The sequence below is a fragment of the Paraburkholderia sp. CI3 genome (assembly GCF_050436505.1).
Taxonomy (GTDB): Bacteria; Pseudomonadota; Gammaproteobacteria; order Burkholderiales; family Burkholderiaceae; genus Paraburkholderia; species Paraburkholderia tuberum.
In genome coordinates this window covers 1,272,894-1,289,125 of sequence record NZ_JBNDMI010000004.1, presented here as the reverse complement: position 1 = coordinate 1,289,125, position 16,232 = coordinate 1,272,894, and the positions used below count along the sequence as shown (strand labels likewise).

The 16,232-nt window shown below is 61.3% G+C and carries 14 protein-coding genes; 7 read left to right on the top strand and 7 right to left on the bottom strand.

Features of this window, described 5'->3' with window-relative positions:
- The first annotated feature begins 1,068 nt into the window (after window positions 1–1,068).
- The 4 genes from OKW29_RS27300 (at window position 1,069) to OKW29_RS27285 (ending at window position 3,314) form a co-directional block, all read left to right on the top strand.
- Window positions 1,069–1,599, top strand: a complete 531-nt coding sequence (locus tag OKW29_RS27300; protein WP_429293297.1) for a hypothetical protein — start codon at window positions 1,069–1,071, stop codon at window positions 1,597–1,599.
- 9 nt (window positions 1,600–1,608) lie between these two features.
- Window positions 1,609–2,301, top strand: a complete 693-nt coding sequence (locus tag OKW29_RS27295; RefSeq protein ID WP_184056994.1) for a protein mobD — start codon at window positions 1,609–1,611, stop codon at window positions 2,299–2,301.
- On the top strand, window positions 2,294–3,016 hold the full coding sequence (locus tag OKW29_RS27290) for a hypothetical protein (RefSeq protein ID WP_429293296.1): 723 nt from the start codon (window positions 2,294–2,296) through the stop codon (window positions 3,014–3,016). The genes OKW29_RS27295 and OKW29_RS27290 overlap by 8 nt, the downstream gene beginning before the upstream one ends.
- A gap of 97 nt (window positions 3,017–3,113) precedes the next feature.
- Window positions 3,114–3,314, top strand: coding sequence for a hypothetical protein (locus OKW29_RS27285; RefSeq protein ID WP_429293295.1), 201 nt, complete (start codon window positions 3,114–3,116; stop codon window positions 3,312–3,314).
- Window positions 3,315–3,425: 111 nt separating this feature from the next.
- Here the strand turns inward: OKW29_RS27285 and OKW29_RS27280 are convergent, their stop codons facing one another.
- Together OKW29_RS27280 and OKW29_RS27275 are read right to left on the bottom strand one after the other, a co-directional pair.
- Window positions 3,426–5,801, bottom strand: a complete 2,376-nt coding sequence (locus OKW29_RS27280; protein ID WP_429293294.1) for a ParB/RepB/Spo0J family partition protein — start codon at window positions 5,799–5,801, stop codon at window positions 3,426–3,428.
- A gap of 135 nt (window positions 5,802–5,936) precedes the next feature.
- Complete coding sequence (locus OKW29_RS27275; protein ID WP_184056989.1) at window positions 5,937–6,770, bottom strand: DUF932 domain-containing protein; 834 nt, start codon at window positions 6,768–6,770, stop codon at window positions 5,937–5,939.
- Between the two features lie 580 nt (window positions 6,771–7,350).
- Here OKW29_RS27275 and OKW29_RS27270 point away from each other — a divergent pair.
- Window positions 7,351–7,632, top strand: a complete 282-nt coding sequence (locus OKW29_RS27270; protein WP_429293293.1) for a hypothetical protein — start codon at window positions 7,351–7,353, stop codon at window positions 7,630–7,632.
- 476 nt (window positions 7,633–8,108) lie between these two features.
- On the opposite strand, the gene OKW29_RS27265 is transcribed toward OKW29_RS27270, so the two are convergent.
- The 3 genes from OKW29_RS27265 to OKW29_RS27255 are packed head-to-tail and all read right to left on the bottom strand — an operon-like array spanning window position 8,109 to window position 10,895.
- Window positions 8,109–8,792: a hypothetical protein gene (locus tag OKW29_RS27265; protein ID WP_429293292.1), complete on the bottom strand. Its 684-nt coding sequence runs from the start codon at window positions 8,790–8,792 to the stop codon at window positions 8,109–8,111.
- Complete coding sequence (locus tag OKW29_RS27260) at window positions 8,789–9,904, bottom strand: hypothetical protein (protein ID WP_429293291.1); 1,116 nt, start codon at window positions 9,902–9,904, stop codon at window positions 8,789–8,791. Before OKW29_RS27260 ends, OKW29_RS27265 begins: the two co-directional genes overlap by 4 nt.
- Window positions 9,897–10,895, bottom strand: a complete 999-nt coding sequence (locus tag OKW29_RS27255) for a hypothetical protein (RefSeq protein ID WP_429293290.1) — start codon at window positions 10,893–10,895, stop codon at window positions 9,897–9,899. Before OKW29_RS27255 ends, OKW29_RS27260 begins: the two co-directional genes overlap by 8 nt.
- Before the next feature lie 522 nt (window positions 10,896–11,417).
- On the opposite strand from OKW29_RS27255, the gene OKW29_RS27250 reads away from it, so the two are divergent.
- Both OKW29_RS27250 and OKW29_RS27245 read left to right on the top strand, forming a co-directional pair.
- Window positions 11,418–11,669 (top strand): FitA-like ribbon-helix-helix domain-containing protein, encoded by a 252-nt coding sequence (locus OKW29_RS27250; RefSeq protein ID WP_184056983.1) that lies wholly within the window; start codon window positions 11,418–11,420, stop codon window positions 11,667–11,669.
- Window positions 11,666–12,088, top strand: a complete 423-nt coding sequence (locus OKW29_RS27245) for a type II toxin-antitoxin system VapC family toxin (protein ID WP_184056981.1) — start codon at window positions 11,666–11,668, stop codon at window positions 12,086–12,088. The genes OKW29_RS27250 and OKW29_RS27245 overlap by 4 nt, the downstream gene beginning before the upstream one ends.
- Window positions 12,089–12,537: 449 nt before the next feature.
- Here OKW29_RS27245 and OKW29_RS27240 read toward each other — a convergent pair whose 3' ends face one another.
- Together OKW29_RS27240 and OKW29_RS27235 are read right to left on the bottom strand one after the other, a co-directional pair.
- Entirely contained in the window at window positions 12,538–13,722 is a 1,185-nt protein-coding gene (locus tag OKW29_RS27240; protein ID WP_429293289.1) for a porin, read from the bottom strand.
- Between the two features lie 61 nt (window positions 13,723–13,783).
- Window positions 13,784–16,219 (bottom strand): TIM-barrel domain-containing protein, encoded by a 2,436-nt coding sequence (locus tag OKW29_RS27235; protein WP_429293288.1) that lies wholly within the window; start codon window positions 16,217–16,219, stop codon window positions 13,784–13,786.
- Between the last annotated feature and the right edge of the window lie 13 nt (window positions 16,220–16,232).

Sequence of the window (16,232 nt, the reverse complement as noted above, 5' to 3'; positions counted from 1 at the left end):
CGGCTCAGATGTTTTTGTAGAAGCGGATTTAACATAAAAGGAATGAGCAAAATTTTGATTGATGTCAGAGCTTCATTCCATATCCTATTGTCGTGTTCTGCGTAGGCTCAGTGTTGGGCATCCAGTTCAGTGCGTCGGCGACGAAAACGACGCGTACGACCACGATGACGATGTGGAGGCAGCGCGGACGACCCTCTGGAATTCAAGCGTTGGCCCCCTGGGCGCCCAAAACCGGCGCAAGCCTATCCTGCAATCACTCATTTTCATTGCGCTTTTTGTCGCCCGGAGTAAACGTTTTGCGCAGGGGGGCGGCTTTCACGCAAATGACAGATCAGGCCCTATAGAAACGTTGCGTAACCCGTGCGAAGAAATGGCGTAACGGTCCCCGTGAAAGCGTAAACGCCGTGCGCTTCAAGGTTCGCAAAAAATGCGTAACCCCGTGCGTCATGCCATCCCGTTTTAGATTAAACCGCGTGCGTACAGAGATGCGTATCAGTGCGTGTGCCTCGTGCGTCAAGGTGGTCACACTAGGCGCAAACCGCATGCGTTAAAAATGCGCTTTGCCGGAACAATGCAATGCGTTCCGGCGGCGCACCCGAACACAGGCGAAAGCGTATCTTCTGCGCAGGGCGGATATTGGACTTGTCCGGCGCCGTGTGCAACACAAGGCACAACGTGAGCGTGATATGAGCGTAGAAATGGCGAACCGCTGGCAAATCTCGCGCGTCGAGGGTTCACGACAATGTGCAAACCGGTTGCGTTACCGTCGGCGATATTGATGCGTCAAGGGGGCCGGGTTCAGCGTAAACGGAGTGCGTAACGGTGGCGGCAAGTTGTCCGTGACCGACGCAAACCGCGTGCGTAATCTCGGCGAACAGCCGTGCTTCTGGGCGGAAGCGTTGCGTGTGTACGACACACGAAAAAAAGTGCGTTGTTCTCCCGTGTTCCCACGAGTTCCCTGGAGTTCCTACGGTGTCTTGCGATACAAAAGGGCGGCGTTGACAGGTGCGTTATGCGTGAGCAGGATGGTGCGCAGGCGGTGCGTACCAATGTGCGCTGGAGGTGGCGATGCCTGTTGCCAGGGTCTATACGAAATCGCAATGGGATGCGTTTGCCCGGACGCTTGATGCGCTGCCGGAAAAACCGGAGACCGAACGGGGCCTGAGTGTTCGCGATGCGATGAAAGACGTGCGTGCCCATATCCGTCATGCGCAAGGCAAGGGATATACGTTGGAGCAGATCGCGGAGCAGGCAAAACAGGCGGGCATCGATATTACGGCTGGCACGATCCGCTATGCGCTGCGTTCCGGAGGAAAGGGAAACGGCGCGGGAAAGGCAAACAGCACAGGCAACATGGTACGTTCGGGGACTGGAGCGCCTGCGCCGGGCATGGTAACGACACTGCCGCGCGCGCATGCGACCGTGCAGGGTGGCGCGTCACGCGCGAACCGCCCGCGCACAGAAGGGCGTGCAGACGGACGTACTGAGGGGCGCACTGAAGCGCGTGCGCATGGGGGAAAGGCAGAAGTCAAATCACAACCCATGCCGGTACAGGGTTCGCTCGCATTTGCGATCAAACCCGATACCGACGACCTGTAAAGGACGGTAATGGCAACGACCCTCAACCCCATCTATCTGGTAGGCGGCAGCAAGGGCGGCGTGGGCAAAAGCATTGTTGCGCTGGCGCTGGCCGACCACCTGCAACGGCGCCACGCGAGCCTCGTACTGGTCGAGACGGACACGTCAAATCCGGATGTCATGAAAGCGGTCCACGGCGAGATCGAATGTGCAGCGTTCGACCTCGACGAGGCGGACGGCTGGATTGGACTGGTCAACTACTGCGATGCGAAGCGCGATGCAATCGTGATCGTCAATACGGCGGCGCGCAATCAGGCGGGCGTGGCGCGGTATGGCGCGACACTAGCGAGTACGCTTGATGAACTGGCGCGGCGGCTCGTTGTGTTCTGGGTCATCAACCGGCAGCGCGACAGTCTCGAACTGCTGCGCGAGTTCGGTGCGACGTTTCCCGATGCGACCACCCACGTCGTGCGCAATGCTTACTTTGGCACTGCCGACAAGTTCACGCTCTATCAGGATTCGAACATTCGCAAGAGTATTGAAGCGAAAGGGCTGTCTCTGGATTTTCCGGACCTTGCGGATCGGGTGGCCGATGACCTGCGCAGCCAGCGTCTGTCGGCGCGCAAGGCGGCAGAGACGCTGCCCATCGGGCAACGTGCCGAACTGCTGCGCTGGCGCTCGCTCTATGACACGATGTTTGCCGGTGTCATTATCGATGACTGACGCAACATCCAGTGCCTGGACACGCCCGGGACGTCCGCGTCGCGCGCGGCGCGCCCGCCCGCCCGATCCGCTTGCACGCCTGTTCCTCGACGTGTCGGGCGAAATCCCGGACGACGCGAGCATCGCGCGCATGCGACGGGTGTCGGCGGCGCTGAATCTTCACGATAACGATGCGCTTTGGTCAGTGCTCGCCGTGCTCGAATACTATGCGCGGCTGTACGAGGCGATGCCGGATCGCATCAGGAAAGCGGGCGAGGGCAGCCTTGACACGGTTCGCTCCGAAGCCAGGGAAGCGACGGATGTGCTGATGACGCAGCACCGTGATGCGCTCGCGCGCTGCAAGGAAACGATAAGGCTTGCCGAGCACATGATCCGCGAGCATGAGGAGCGACACCGGGCCGCTCTCGCGGGGCTGAACGAGGCCGCGCTCGATGCGCTGGTAGAGCGCGCCACTAACCGGATCGCACATGCTGCGGGTAACCGCCTGGTGGGCGCGTTCGCCATCGCGGCACGCGAGCAGCACGCGCGACTTGACGGGGCCGTTGCGGCTTTCGAGCGGGCGACGCGGGAAGCAGGGCGGCGGGCGCAGGTCGGGGCGCAAACACTAGAGCGCCGGTACTGGCGCGCGCTGGGGGCCATGCTGGCGCTCGTGCTGACAGTGCTGCTGGGCGGTGCGGCAGCGATCGCTGTGTGGCTGACCGTATGGCGGGGATAACAAACCGGCGCGACAGGCGCGAGAGGGAGGAAGGGGATTCCCGGCCCGTCGCGTGATGGGTTAGTGCATGGCGTTGCGCCGTGCGATGGATGTCCTGATGTCCATCAGCAGCCTGACCAGATCGTCGGCCTCCAGAGCCAGCATGGGAGATACGAAGCCTGGTCCGGGTGACTGCGACGCGGACGTGTTCGCCGTTGCCGTATTCGTCATCGGTCACGTCAACGGCAGTCGTGAAAACGTGGCCAGCCCCGTCGTTGATTGTGATCACGGTGACCTTGATGGATTTTTTTCATGGTGAGCTCTGTCTGGATACGCGTGCCGCTGGCGGCACGCGGGATAGGAGCGTGGTCCTGCGGGGCTGCGCCCGGTCAGCGGGTTCCACCGGGCTGACCGGCGGAACCCGCACGGATTACGCCGCGTCCTGCGTCGTGGACGCGTCGTCAGGCCGCGTTGAGGGTGCGCCGGTCGCAGCGGTCGCAGCGGTTGCGGCAGTCGGGAAGGGCCACGCGGGCAGCGCACTGTTGCTGCCTGTCGGGGCGGGCTCCTGTGCCACGGTCGGGCCGTCCACCGGCGATGAAGTTCCTGTGCCTTCGGCGGGTTCCGTGCCGTTGATCCGGTCATTACCGGGCTCATTACCGGGCTCATTAGCGTGCTCGTTGGCGTGGTCATCGCCGTGAGCGTCGACGTCCTCCTGCGCTTCATCGCCGGGGTCCCCTTCCTCGTCGTCATCCTCATCCGCGTCATGGGCGACGCCGTAAGAGCGCGCTGCCGGGACTTCGCGGTCGGTGAGGATTTCCGGCAACCATGCGGACCTCGCGAGCCGCAGTTCGGCGGCGGCAGCCGCATCGACCTTCTTCATCTTGCCGATGTCGGCGGCGATCTTCGGTGACACGGCGCTGGCGATGACTTCGGCGATGCGCGCCTTGCTGACATGATCGAAATACGAGGCACGCGTGGGCGTCCAGTACTGCGTCATGTCAAGGTTCAGCGCGCTGACGAGCGCATTGATGGCGTGGGGCTTTTCTTCCCCGGCGATGCCGTCGAGCAGCGTGCCAGTGCAGAACGCGAGCAGGTCGAGCAGGGTCGTGCCGGGGTCCTGTTCGATCAGCCACGGCAACAGGTCCGCGCGGCGCGCGGGGAGTTCGTGGCCCCACCGCTCGCGCTGCGTCTCGATGACACTCCACGCGGTACTGGCGGGCAGGTCGTCCGCCGCGCCGAGCAGCCTTTCGCGGTTGCTGTCGCAGGACAGTGCCAGCGTGTGCGGCGCGAAGCCGATCCCATACCGTTCCGGAAAGACTGCCGGAATCAGGCGTTGCAGGAGGGCGGCAAGCGCGACGGAGGGCTGCGCGATCAGTTCAGCATGAACGGCGGCGGTACGATGCGCGCTCAGGCGCTGGCAGAGCTTGGCGCTGTGGACCGGCTTCTCCTTCGCCTCGGGTTCCTCGGTCGCTTCGGATGCGCGTTCGGCTTCTGGCGTGCCGGTCACGGTCGCACCTGCCGCATCGAGTGCTGCGCTGTTTTCGCGGCGCACCAGCCCGCGCTCGATCACGAGTTCCCCCTGCGGGCTGAGCATCACGAATGCGCCCGCCTCGGTCATCTGCTGCGCGTCCCATGTTTGCGTGAGGCTTTCGAGCGCGATGAGCGCGGCGTTCACCTTGTCGATTTCGGTTTCGAGCCGTTCGGCTTCTTCGTACGCGTTTTCATCGTCCTCCCCGAGCGCATCAAACTGGTCGGCCAACTGGTTCTGCTGCGCGGTGAGCGCGTCCATTTCCCGCTGTTCCTCGGCGGTGAGGGCGCGCTGCACCGGTTGCAGCCTGCCGTAGCGATTCAGTTCCAACACATCGCGCTCGATACGCTGTTCGGTCCAACCCCAGCCCTCACGGCGGACTTCTTCGGCGGCGGCGTCGAGCTTCGCGGCGGCAAGGCGTTGCAGCAGTTGGGCGTCGGCAATGTATCCGGCGTTTTCGCGGTCGCTGAAGAGATCGCGGCGCACGAAGCCGCCCGCTGCCTCGTAGGTGTTCAGTCCGACGAAGCGAACCAGACGGCTGCGGCTCGCGTCGATCTCGGTGCGCGTGATGGCCTGCCGCAGATAGTTGGGCTGGCGCTGCCACTCGTTGGCATCGAACCAGATACTCTCCTGCGTCTCGTGGTCATCGGTGAGCGCGAGCGCGGCAAGCTGGTCAAGCGTGATCGCGTCCTCGCGCAGCAGGGCGAGCAGCCTCGGGGAGGCGCTGGCGAGCTTCATGCGTCGTTTGACCGTGATCGGCGCGGCCGAGAATAAGAGGGCGATGTAGTCGGCGCTGCGACCTTCCTCAGCGAGCAGCCTGTAGGAGCGCAGCACGTCGAACGGGTCGAGCCCTTCGCGTTCACTGTTCTCGATCAGGCTGATCGCAAGGGCTTCGCCTTCGCTGACTATCCGCACCGGGACCGGGTAATCGGCGGTAATGTCTTTCTGCTCGAACAGCAGATCGAGTGCGGCCTGCCGGCGCTGACCGGCACAGACGCCAAGCTTGCGATGTTTGCCGCGCGACCCCTTCAGCTCATGGACAACGAGGTTTTGCAGCAGGCCCTTTGCGCGGATGCTAACGGCAAGGGCGGGAATATCCGTGAGCGGTTTCGTCCGGGCATTAAGCGGCGAGCGCCGCAGGCTGGAATACGGCACGGTCACGACCGGCTGCTCGTTACCGAAACTGGTTTCAAGCAGGGGGGCAGCGGTAGCCGTCACGTCTGCGGCGGAGGGTTCCGTTGCGGTGTCGATTGCTTGCGTGTTGACGTCGGATTGCATGGTTCACTCCAGAAAGTTGAAAAGGAAAGTTCCGGGTCTCGGTGTTACGGGATACCAGTCAGGACTGGGCCCGGATAGGAGTCCTGATGGTATGAAACGGAATCGAGCGGCAATGGGCAGCCGCCCGTGCCCTGCTTATGCCTTCATCTGGCGCATCGCGTCTGCGAGCATCCAGAGCGCGCGGTTCAGTTTCACGTTCTGGTCGATGCCGGTGATGGGGCGGGTGGACATGGAGCGTCCGCTGCGCGAGCGCCCGTGCAGTCCACCTTTGGTTAAAGATTCCTGAATCCGATTAAAAACCGTCCAGAGGTCATCGCGGCGGTCCTCGAAGCGCCGCACGTTGAGCAGTTGGCTTTCGGTGATCGGGGCGGGCGCGTCCGCGTCGGTCGGGTCGTAACGCAGCGCGAGGGCGGAGCGCGCGAACGCGTGCTGTTCGTCGCGGGTGAGCGTCACGGCGCGCATGCCGTCCTTCTGTTCGCGGATCAGGTCGAAGCCGTCGAGCACCTCGAATGCGCCGTTGATGACGTTCTGCACAATGGAGCCCTTGTGGGGAACGCGTACTTCGCCGACGGTTTCGCCCGCGACAATGCCGTTCTGGCAAACAAACCTGTAGATGCCACCCAGCATTTGATACGAGCTTGTCCCATCGTGCGAATTGAGGAGGATGATTTCGTTGACGTCCTCGCCCGTGATTTCGTTCGCGGGGCGCATGCGGATGAGATGCTTCGTGAATTCACGCTTGTCCTGATCACGCACTCGGGTCTGGCAGACCATGAAAGGCTGAAAGCCTTCATTGCGCAGGCCGCGCAGCACGTCGATGGTGGGAATGTAGGTGTAGCGCTCGGAGCGGCTGTCGTGCTTGCCTTCGGCGAAAATTGAAGGGGCGACACGGCGGATCTGGTCATCCGACAGGGGCGAGTCGGAGCGGAGCATCGGGGAGCCGTAACGGAAGGAGGAAGCGAGTTGCATGGCACTCTCCACAACAAAAAGGGTTGAACGGTGTTGCGCTGACCGGGCTCCAAGATTCCGCCCGCCTCGTAGGGATTGGGCTCGTCCCGGTGGAACCCGGGGCTGGCTTTACTGCCGCCAGTCTCCTGAGTTCGCGCCCGTGCGACTCAAGGAGCCGATGGCGGGCAAACGTCAAGGAAAAAGGCGAGGGAGGGGTGCGGGCAACACGGTCCCTCGCCCCTTGACGTTTGCCCGCCATCGGCTACTGTCGCGGGGTTCGGGCGGGAACTCAGGGGACTGGTGGATGTGAAGCTTCGGGTTTGACCGGGATGAGCCGCCGCGCGGCGAGCGCGAATGTGGAGGCCGCCTGCGGCCTTCACCTGACTGGAGGTTAAAGGTGTTGGGTGTCGGGGGTTGAGGTTTTGCACCAGGGATTGAAGCCCGCGAGGGCCGGGACGCCGCAGGCGGCCCGGTGCGAAGAATGAAAGCCCGCCCGCAGCGCAAGCGGAGGGGGTGCCCCGTGCGGGCGTTGGGATCGCAGTGACGTAGCTTCCGGCATCGTTGCTAGAATGCCGGACTGAAGAACGGACCGTTGCGACCCATGCCTTTGACAGTCGATGTTGAACTGCTCGCGGATGTGAGCATGAATGCCCTGGATGCGACGCGACAGCGTGGCCAGATGTCCGGGCGTTCTCGCACCAGCGCTTTCACCGGATCCTGCATCAGGATCCGGGACCACGAATTGGTAGTGGTCGAAATTGGACCCTTCGGGCAGGGGCCGGGCCGTAGAGTGACCTTCCGCGCGCGATCGGTGGGGGCGGTCATCGCGCCGGCGGGTGCGATTCTCGATACGCGCTGGGGCATCTGCGAAGTGGTGGCCTGAATACAGGCGCGAGGTTGCGCACGACGTGCGTTCCGGCCGCGTGACCGTGCGCGCATGCACACGACATCAAGCGACGGGCTCAGTTCGCGCAGGTCTGCGCGGCGTTCGACCAGGTCGTGATGACGGCATTGGCGCCTGAGATTCAGCAGATCGGGGACGAGGCGCATTGCCCGTTCGGGGGCAAGCTGTCGGGAGGGCTGCGGGAGACCGGTTTTCCCGATCAGCGCCCAGGCGGTATGCGCAAGCCAAGAGCGAATTCGTGATACTCGCAAGCTGTGTTAAAGCGGACAGTAACACGAACACAGCAGAGAGGCGGGGCAATGACGGCAGGACGAACCACCATCCGGCTTACGATGAGTTCAGGCAGAACGGAGCAGCCTGCCATCCTGACGACCGTGTATCCACTTGACTTGAATGCGCATCTTAACGATGCGCAGCGTTTACGCCGCAGGATCGCGCAGCCCATAAGCGAATTCTCAAGGGCCCGCTAGCTGCTCCAGCAAAGCCGCCCGAACGGACGGCAGAGAGTCGGCTGGGGTATCGGCATCGATGCGGACAGTTCCGTTCCTTGACAGAATGAGCACGGTTTTGCGCGCCGCCGGCAATTTCAGTTGGACCTTCTCAATAACGTGCTTCTTGCCGTCGACGAGGCGGTTGGATGCACCCAATACATCTTTCGAACTGCGGACCAGTACCTTTGCCTCTACTCCGGGGGCCAGCTCAAGAGATCCAATTTGGAGTGAATCGACAAATCCATTAACGTTGAGAAATCTTTGCACTCCTTTGGCCCATTCTACGGCGTTGATCGATACTGGGCTAATAGCGAGGCCAAAATCAGTCGCTTCAGCAAGCCTGCTGATCATTGCTTGAACAGCTCTTGGTGCATCAATCAATTCGAGTCCAGGACCGTCGGCCGACGCCCGGAATTCGCACTGTTTGTATTCAACACGATGAAAGGACAGCTCCTTGCCAAACGGATCGGTGATTGTGTCATCGTACTCAACCCGTTCGACAAATCTTGCCTCGATATAGTCATCGCGAACCCGATCCATGACAAAACCTTCCGTTGAATCCTCCTCGAAACTCTTGGCCTTTAGCCGTTTGGCAAGCACTCGCATCGAGATAGGCCACTTGGCCTTCAGCCAACGGTAGCGCTTCATTTGTTGTCTCCATCTGGTTCGGCTGCCGATGTTTTTGCCAACAATTCCGCGAGCACTTTGCGCGCAGTTTCTTCGATCATGTCCAGCAATTGAGCTTTCTCGACCTCCTCGACCGGCCGGTTATGCTTGGTGTAGCTACCATTCTTGAATCTACGGGCACCGTGTACGGAGTACCTGAATCTCTTCGCTGCCTGTTTGTCCTCGAAGCCGGCGTCGAACTCAACAATGGAGTAGGGATCTACGGTCTGACGAGCCCTCCACGTGATGGATGTGATGAAGAATCCCTTTTCCTTCAACTCCTGATACATTTCCGATGCCACCAGATTCTCGCCGGTTAGTGCAACGTTTTCTACAACGCCTAGCATCTGTTCCGCGGCGTCTTCGACCTCTTCATTTTCAATGTCGAGATCGTCAACCTGTTCACTGTTGGAATGGGCAACCCGCAAACGCGAGACGTTCTCAAGCGGGAACTGCGGCAGCGACGAAATGAGGCGTGTGAAGAATGTCGTTCGATCTTCGGGAGAAGTAAGTTCGGTCAACTCAATTTCTTCAAGTTTGATTTCCTGCTTTGTCTTTTCCTCTATGCGCCCCTTAAGGTTCTCGACAATTGCACGGGCTTTATCGGTTGCTGGAAGCCGAAGTTCCATGCGCCCTTCCTTCTTCACGAACTCGATAGTGGCGTCTCTCTCCTGCCTCTGCAACAGCCTGGTCTTGGAGTAGTCGAAGTCCGAGTAAGTCACATTCATGACAAATCCCGCGGCGCCTTTTTGGTGGTGGTGGATTTTCTCCTGGGTCTCATCGTTTTGGTACTCTTCTACAACCTCCTTGAGCTCGGCAGGTGTGAGGTCGGTGTTGATACTTACCGTCGCCGTCTTTTCGCCCCGCTTGGACGTTTCGCGACGCTCAAGGATCCCACATACGTCAGCGTAGTCGTGTGTCAACATCGAGAGTCGTTCGGCCAGAGCTTCACGTGAGTCGCGCGGAGAACAGAACATTCCACGATCTCGTAAGAGTTCGCGCAAGACATTCTCAGTAATCTTTTGCTTTGCGGAGAGAATCAGATCGCGAATCTCGAGGTTAGTGGCGTAGTACAATTGGCTCAGGTCACGCATAATCCAATCCGATGTCGATCGAGGAAAAATCAGTGATGATTTGGGTCATCTTGGAGTACTTGATGCCCTTAACCTTAGCCGCAAGCTCCGTCGTTTGTGCATCGTCCCCGAGGCCTTCGATGTAGCGCTGCTTTGCACGTTGAAAGCGCGCGGAGGCAGCCGCATCCCCTTCAAGCATTCGCACCTCAACCTTCGTGGTCTCGTCAAGAACCTGATAGTGCCGCAAGTAATCTAGCAGGTACATAAACTCCTCCTCGGTGCTACCTGGACGACGGTAATACACGAGACAGCCACGCTCGCTATGACCCGATCCGTACTTGTACTCGAGGACGATCCAAGGTGACGTAAGCATCTCAAGCGTTGCAGCACGCGCCTTATCGGGCTGCAAATTCGCGCGTCCATCGAGCTGCGGATAGAAGTACTTGCAATACTGGGCACCCGGAAGCGTTGTTCCACCCGCAGCGCCTCGCAACTGTCGTATGTCATAGCGGACATTGTCGAGCCAGAAGATGTCTTCTGGACCGAGAACGAACAGTCTTGCCCCTTGGGGAAGGGGTAGGCGATCGTCCTTTACAGTGCTGAGATGGGCGGAAAAGTCTTTCTCGTAACCACCATCGTGGTTATAGACAAACAGGAGACCACACACGTCGGGAGTGACGTCGCCGTGCATGTACAGGTTGCGCCAAGTTTCGCTCTTCTCGGCGCAGGCGACTTGTTTCGCAAGACTTTCAACGGCTCCGTGAACAGCGTTAGCTGTGATCGTGCTCTTCGCGTAGCTCTTCAGGTCACAGTGGACGAATGTGCGCTTCAGCGAATAAGGCTCGTCGTAGTAGAAAACGACATCGGCTGGATGTGTGGCTACCTTGTGATTATCCGGGTCTTCGCACGGCCAGTTTTGGTCTTCCGGTCCAACTTTTTCCCAAAAGAACTCGGCGAACACCTCGTCAGATAGCTTCACCGCCATCTGCGCAATCTTGCTAGTTTCTGCCACGAAATTCCCCGTAGTGAATGCGACGTTCGTATTATCTGTGAACTGCTCGGCGCTAGCAGTGAACTCACGCCGTACCCGCCCGAGGCTCACGAGTATATCCAGGGTAGCACTAGCTCGGTAACGGCGCTGCGCCAGCTATGCCAGATCGCCAGATCAGGTCAGGTCGGCGATTCGAATGGCATAAGTCGGTGTGCTGTCAGCGCTCGCTTTTCGGATGGGCCGGCACCTCTTCAGCGATGGTGCGTGTCGATCATGGGGCTGAAGGCAAGACAGCTTGGCGATGCCTCACGACAAGCAAATTGATTGCAATGGAGCAGCGGTGCTCTGGAACGCCTATGGTACCTACATGGTCTCCTCCGAGGCGCATCTAATAGCGATGATAAGCCGCGTAACCCCTATCAGATAAGGAGTTACGCCCAACGACAGATTTCTGCTCTCTGGAATTTCGAGTTGTCCAGATGCCGAGGTGGTTGAAAAGCTTGCCATCATTGATTAAAATGCCATCAATGATTGGAGGCGAACATGGCCAGTATGACAATTCGTAACATCGACGACCAGCTAAAGGCGCGTCTGCGCGTTCAGGCGGCGCAGCATGGACGGTCAATGGAGGACGAGGCTCGCGACATTCTCCGTGCGGCGCTCTCGACCGAATCGACCGGGGGGCAGCGCAACCTGGCTGAATCGATCCGGAGCCGGATCGAACCGCTTGGCGGTATCGACCTGGAGTTGCCCGAGCGCGATGCGATTCGGGAACAGATGGATCTGGGCGCATGATCGTCCTGGATACCAATGTTCTGTCGGAAACGTTGCGACCTCTACCCGACGCCAGAGTAATGGCGTGGCTTGCTGCCCAGCCGCGCGCGGCGCTTTTCACGACGACAGTAACCCGTGCCGAAATCCTTTACGGCCTTGGTCTCCTGCCGGATGGCACCCGGAGGAGAGCACTGTCCGCAGCAGTCGATGCGATTTTCACCGAGGATTTTAGCGGCCGGCTCCTGAGCTTCGACAGTGATGCCGCGGAGGAGTACGCCAGGATTGCGGTGTCGCGCAGAAACGACGGCCGGCCGATCAGCCAGTTCGACGCAATGATCGCTGCTACTACGCGATCCAGAGGGGCGGCGCTGGCCACACGTAATGTGAAGGATTTCACCGGGTGCGACATAGCCGTCATCGATCCGTGGGCGCTGTCCTGAATCGGGATTCGAACCGTCTTTCGGCAGGTTGAAATCGGGAATCGGGCCGTCCCCGACAGCGAAAAAACGAGGCTTTTTGAATATGGGTAGAAGTATGGGTAGTGGAAAAGCGTTTTCTCAGAGCCTTTCTGGTCAAGGGTTTGCGGGCGATTTTGCATCCCTCCGTCTCCGCCAGCAATGGTGGCGAAACCCCGCAGAGTCTAGGCTCTGCGGGGTTTTTGTTTTTGCGGGGCTTGATTTTGATCTCGCTCGCTACTTCAGCGATGTCAGCGGCATTCCCAGCCCTCCAGCGTGTGACCACGTCCTACGTGAATAGGCAGGTCTGCTGATCAATGCATGGCGCCGTTAGCCCGCCACGCTGGTCCGCAGAAAACCGCGCCAGATCCAGGGCGGCAGGCAAGGAGTCCGCATGACTGATCCCGTCGTGCCGCTGACCGAGACCGCCTCGCTTAGAACGCGTGCCGCAACCCCACCATGCCGACGAACTGAGACGGACCCGATGACGGCGTCGTGTTCTGCGAGTCGCCGACCACCGCGACCGCGTCGGCGATGGTCACACCGCTGCCCGACGAGATCAGCGACTTGCCGCCTGCATGCTGATAGGCCTCGAGCGCGTACAGCGTGGTGCGCGTCGACAGGTTGTAGGTTTGTTCGAGCGAGATCTGATGATAGTGCGCCGGATCGCTGATGCCGTTCGCCTTGCTTGCCTGGGTGAAGCTATAGCCGCCGCCGACCGTCACGCTCGGCGTGATCCGGTACGTCGCGATCGCACCGTACGTGTTGAACACGGCCTTGTCGAAGAACAGCGAGCCGTGGCCCGGCGCGTACTGCACATTCGAGTAGTTGAGGCCCACCATCAGATCGTGCCACGTATAGCGACCCGCCGCGGCGAACAGCTGCGCGCTGCGCGCGCTCGCGTAACCGTTGTTGACCGGCGAGTTGATCGCGAAGCTGCCGAGCGCCGCGCTCGTCGAAATGTCCTTCAGCTTCACGTAGCCGGCTGCGAGCGACACGGGCTGGAAGTCATAACGCAGCGCCGCGCTGAACAGGCTGCCGTTCGCGACGCTGCCGGGCACGCCGCCGAGACCATACTGCGCGCTTGCCTGCAGGCCCCCGATCGTCGGCGATAGGTAGGTTACCGAATTATTGAAGCGCAGCGTCGTGTCGAGGGCGTCGAGATCGCCGGGGTGCGCGCCGGTCGCGCCGGTCAGCACGCCGGTCGGTCCGAGCGCGCCGACCATCTGGAAGTAGGGCGTGTACTGGCGGCCGAGCGTCAACGCGCCGTAGCGGTCGTTCGCGAGGCCGACATAGGCCTGGCGATTGAACAGGTAGCCCGCGGTGCTTTGCGCGCCAGTCAGCGAATTGAAGCCGCTCTCGAGCCGGAAGATCGCCTTCGTGCCGCCGCCGAGATCTTCCGAGCCGAGGAAGCCGAACTTGCTCGCCTGCAGGTTGCCCTGGCTCATATAGAAATTCGAATGCCCCTTCTGGTTGCTGGCATAGGCGAACGCATTGTCGACGACGCCATACAGCGTGACGCTGCTTTGCGCCGATGCGCTGGTGGACAACGCGGTGCCCGCGAACGGCAGGCAGCAGAGGACGAACGCGCGGGTGCGCGCGCGCTGGTTTATTTTCATGATTGGGATGTCTCCAGACTGATGGGACGGCCTGATCCCTCAGGCCGGTGCGGTGTATTGTTCAGTGCGGCACCGAAATCGTCAGGCAGCGCCAGCCGTCCGCGGTGTGATCGGTGACGAGCGTGCCGTTAGCGCAGACGACCGCGCGTGTTTCGCGCATCGGCACGAACACGCGCACTTGTGACTGCACGCGCGGCATCCATTGCGAACGCTCGAGCGTCACCCGCAAAGTGTTTGCGTCGCCCGTCAGCGTGACGTTCCAGCGGCCTTGCTCGCCGTTGCGCCAGGCTTCGGTCTCGCCGTCGTCCTCGATCGAGCCGCCTTGCGCGGTGCCCGCGTCGGCATACGGCACCGCGAGGAATGCGCGTTCGTCGGCGGGGCGGCCAAAATGCTGCTCGGCGATGTTGAGCGGAATCACGCTGCCTTCACGCAGCAGGAACACCGGCCGCTCGAACGGCGCGGGCAACGTGACGGTCTGGCCGCCGTCGAACGTTTCGCCGCTCCAGTACGACACCCAGCGCGAACCGGCCGGTAGATACACGGCGCGCGTGCTCTGGCCCGGATCGACCACTGGCGCGACCAGCATCGACGGGCCGAGCATCATGTCGTCGCCATCGACGAGGCAGCGCGGATCGTGCGGAAACTCCGCGAACAGCGGCCGCAGCACCGGCTCGTACGCGCTATGCGATTGCCACAGCAGCTCGTAGAGATAAGGGATCAGGCGATAGCGCAGCTTGATCAGGTCTGCCACGTGCCGCGTGACTTCGGGATGCATCCACGGCTCGTTGACGGTGCCGTCGTCGTTCCACGAGTGAATCGAAAAGCGCGGCAGGAAGATGCCGAACGCGACCCAGCGCGCGAACAGCTCCGGCTCCGGGGCCGGACCCGAGAAGCCGCCGATGTCGTGACCGCTATTCGACACGCCCGACATCGCGAGCCCGAGACCCATCTTCAGATTGAAGCGCAGCGTTTCCCACGACGTGTAGTTGTCGCCCGACCACGTCTGCACGTAGCGATGCATGCCGACGCCGCCCGAGCGCGACACGAGGAACGGGCGCCTGTCAGGCGCGTGCTCGCGCTGCGCGTCGTGCGACGCGCGCATCATCAGCTGTGTCTGCAGCACCTTCGCCTGGTGTGCCGGATACGGCTTGCCGAAGCCGCGCGCGATCGCATGCGGCGACCAGATCTCGAACTCGTTGTTGTCGTTCCAGGTGGCCGCGATGCCGTATTTGAGCAGTGCGTCCTTCACGCGAGCTTTCCACCAGTCGATCGTCGCGGGATTCGTGAAGTCGAGGTACCCGCCGACTTCGTCCCAGAACTGCACCCATGCGGGATCGCCATCGGGCGCTTCGATCAACAGGCCGGCGTGGGCGACGTCGTCGAACGCTGGGTGGTCTTGCAGCAGACACGGCTTGATGTTCGCGCACAGACGCACGCCGTGATTGAGATAGCTCCGCACGAAGCCGTCGATGTCCGGAAACTTGTCGTGATTCCAGTTGAACACGTAGCGCTTCGGCCCGATCGACGTATAGCCCGACGACAGATGAAACGAATCGCACAGCACGTCGTGTTCGCGGCAACGCTCGATGAATTTGCCCATCTGCTTTTGCGCGTCCGGCGCGTCGGTATAGCTCATCGTCGAGCCCGAGTAGCCGATGCCCCACTTCGGCATCCACGCGGGACGTCCGGTGAGCCACGTGAAGCGGCGCACCGCGTCGAGCGGCGAGCCGGGCGATGCGATGAAGTAGTAGTCGAGATCGCCATGCTCGGCGATGAAGTGCCGATAGTGGCCGTGATAGTTGTCGAGCTCGCGGCCCATGTCGAAGCGGCAATCGGCGAGCGTGTCGTAGAACAGGCCGAAGCCCGTCGACGTCTGCGGCTGCCACGTCACGTAGAACGGGATGTGCTTGTACAGCGGGTCCGTGGTGCGCGCGCTGTAGCCCATCGCGTCGATGTTGCGCATCTCGTAGCTTTGCCGCGCGCGATCGAGCGAGCCGGCACGCTCGCCGAGGCCCACGTACATTTCGTCGCGGCGCCGCTCGACGTAGTGATAGACGCGCGAGTCCCACCAGCCGAAGTTGTACGCCTGGGTCTTGCGATCGCTCATCACGCGATGCCATGTGCCTTCGTGCAGGATGTCCAAGGCGCAGGCGCCGCCATCTAGCGCCACGCTCACGCGCACGCGCGCCGTTTCGATCACGATGTGACCGGCTGCTTCGTTCACCGTGAACGGCGGCGGCGTGAAGCCGCTCAGGTCGCGGCGCTCGCGGCCTTCGAGCGGCACGTCGTCCATCCCGGGCGCGATCGCCCATGTGCGCGGGCCGCGCGTTTCGCCGTCCGGCAGCACGAGCACGCGGATGATGTCCTCGGCGAGCACGAACAGCTCGATGCGGCAATTCGGCTGCGCGCTTAGCACGACCGGGTTGGCCGCCGGGTTGCCAGCGTGGGGGACGAGCGCGAAGCGCGGCGGATGTTTGAGATTGATCTGTGAACGCATGATGAGTCTTCGA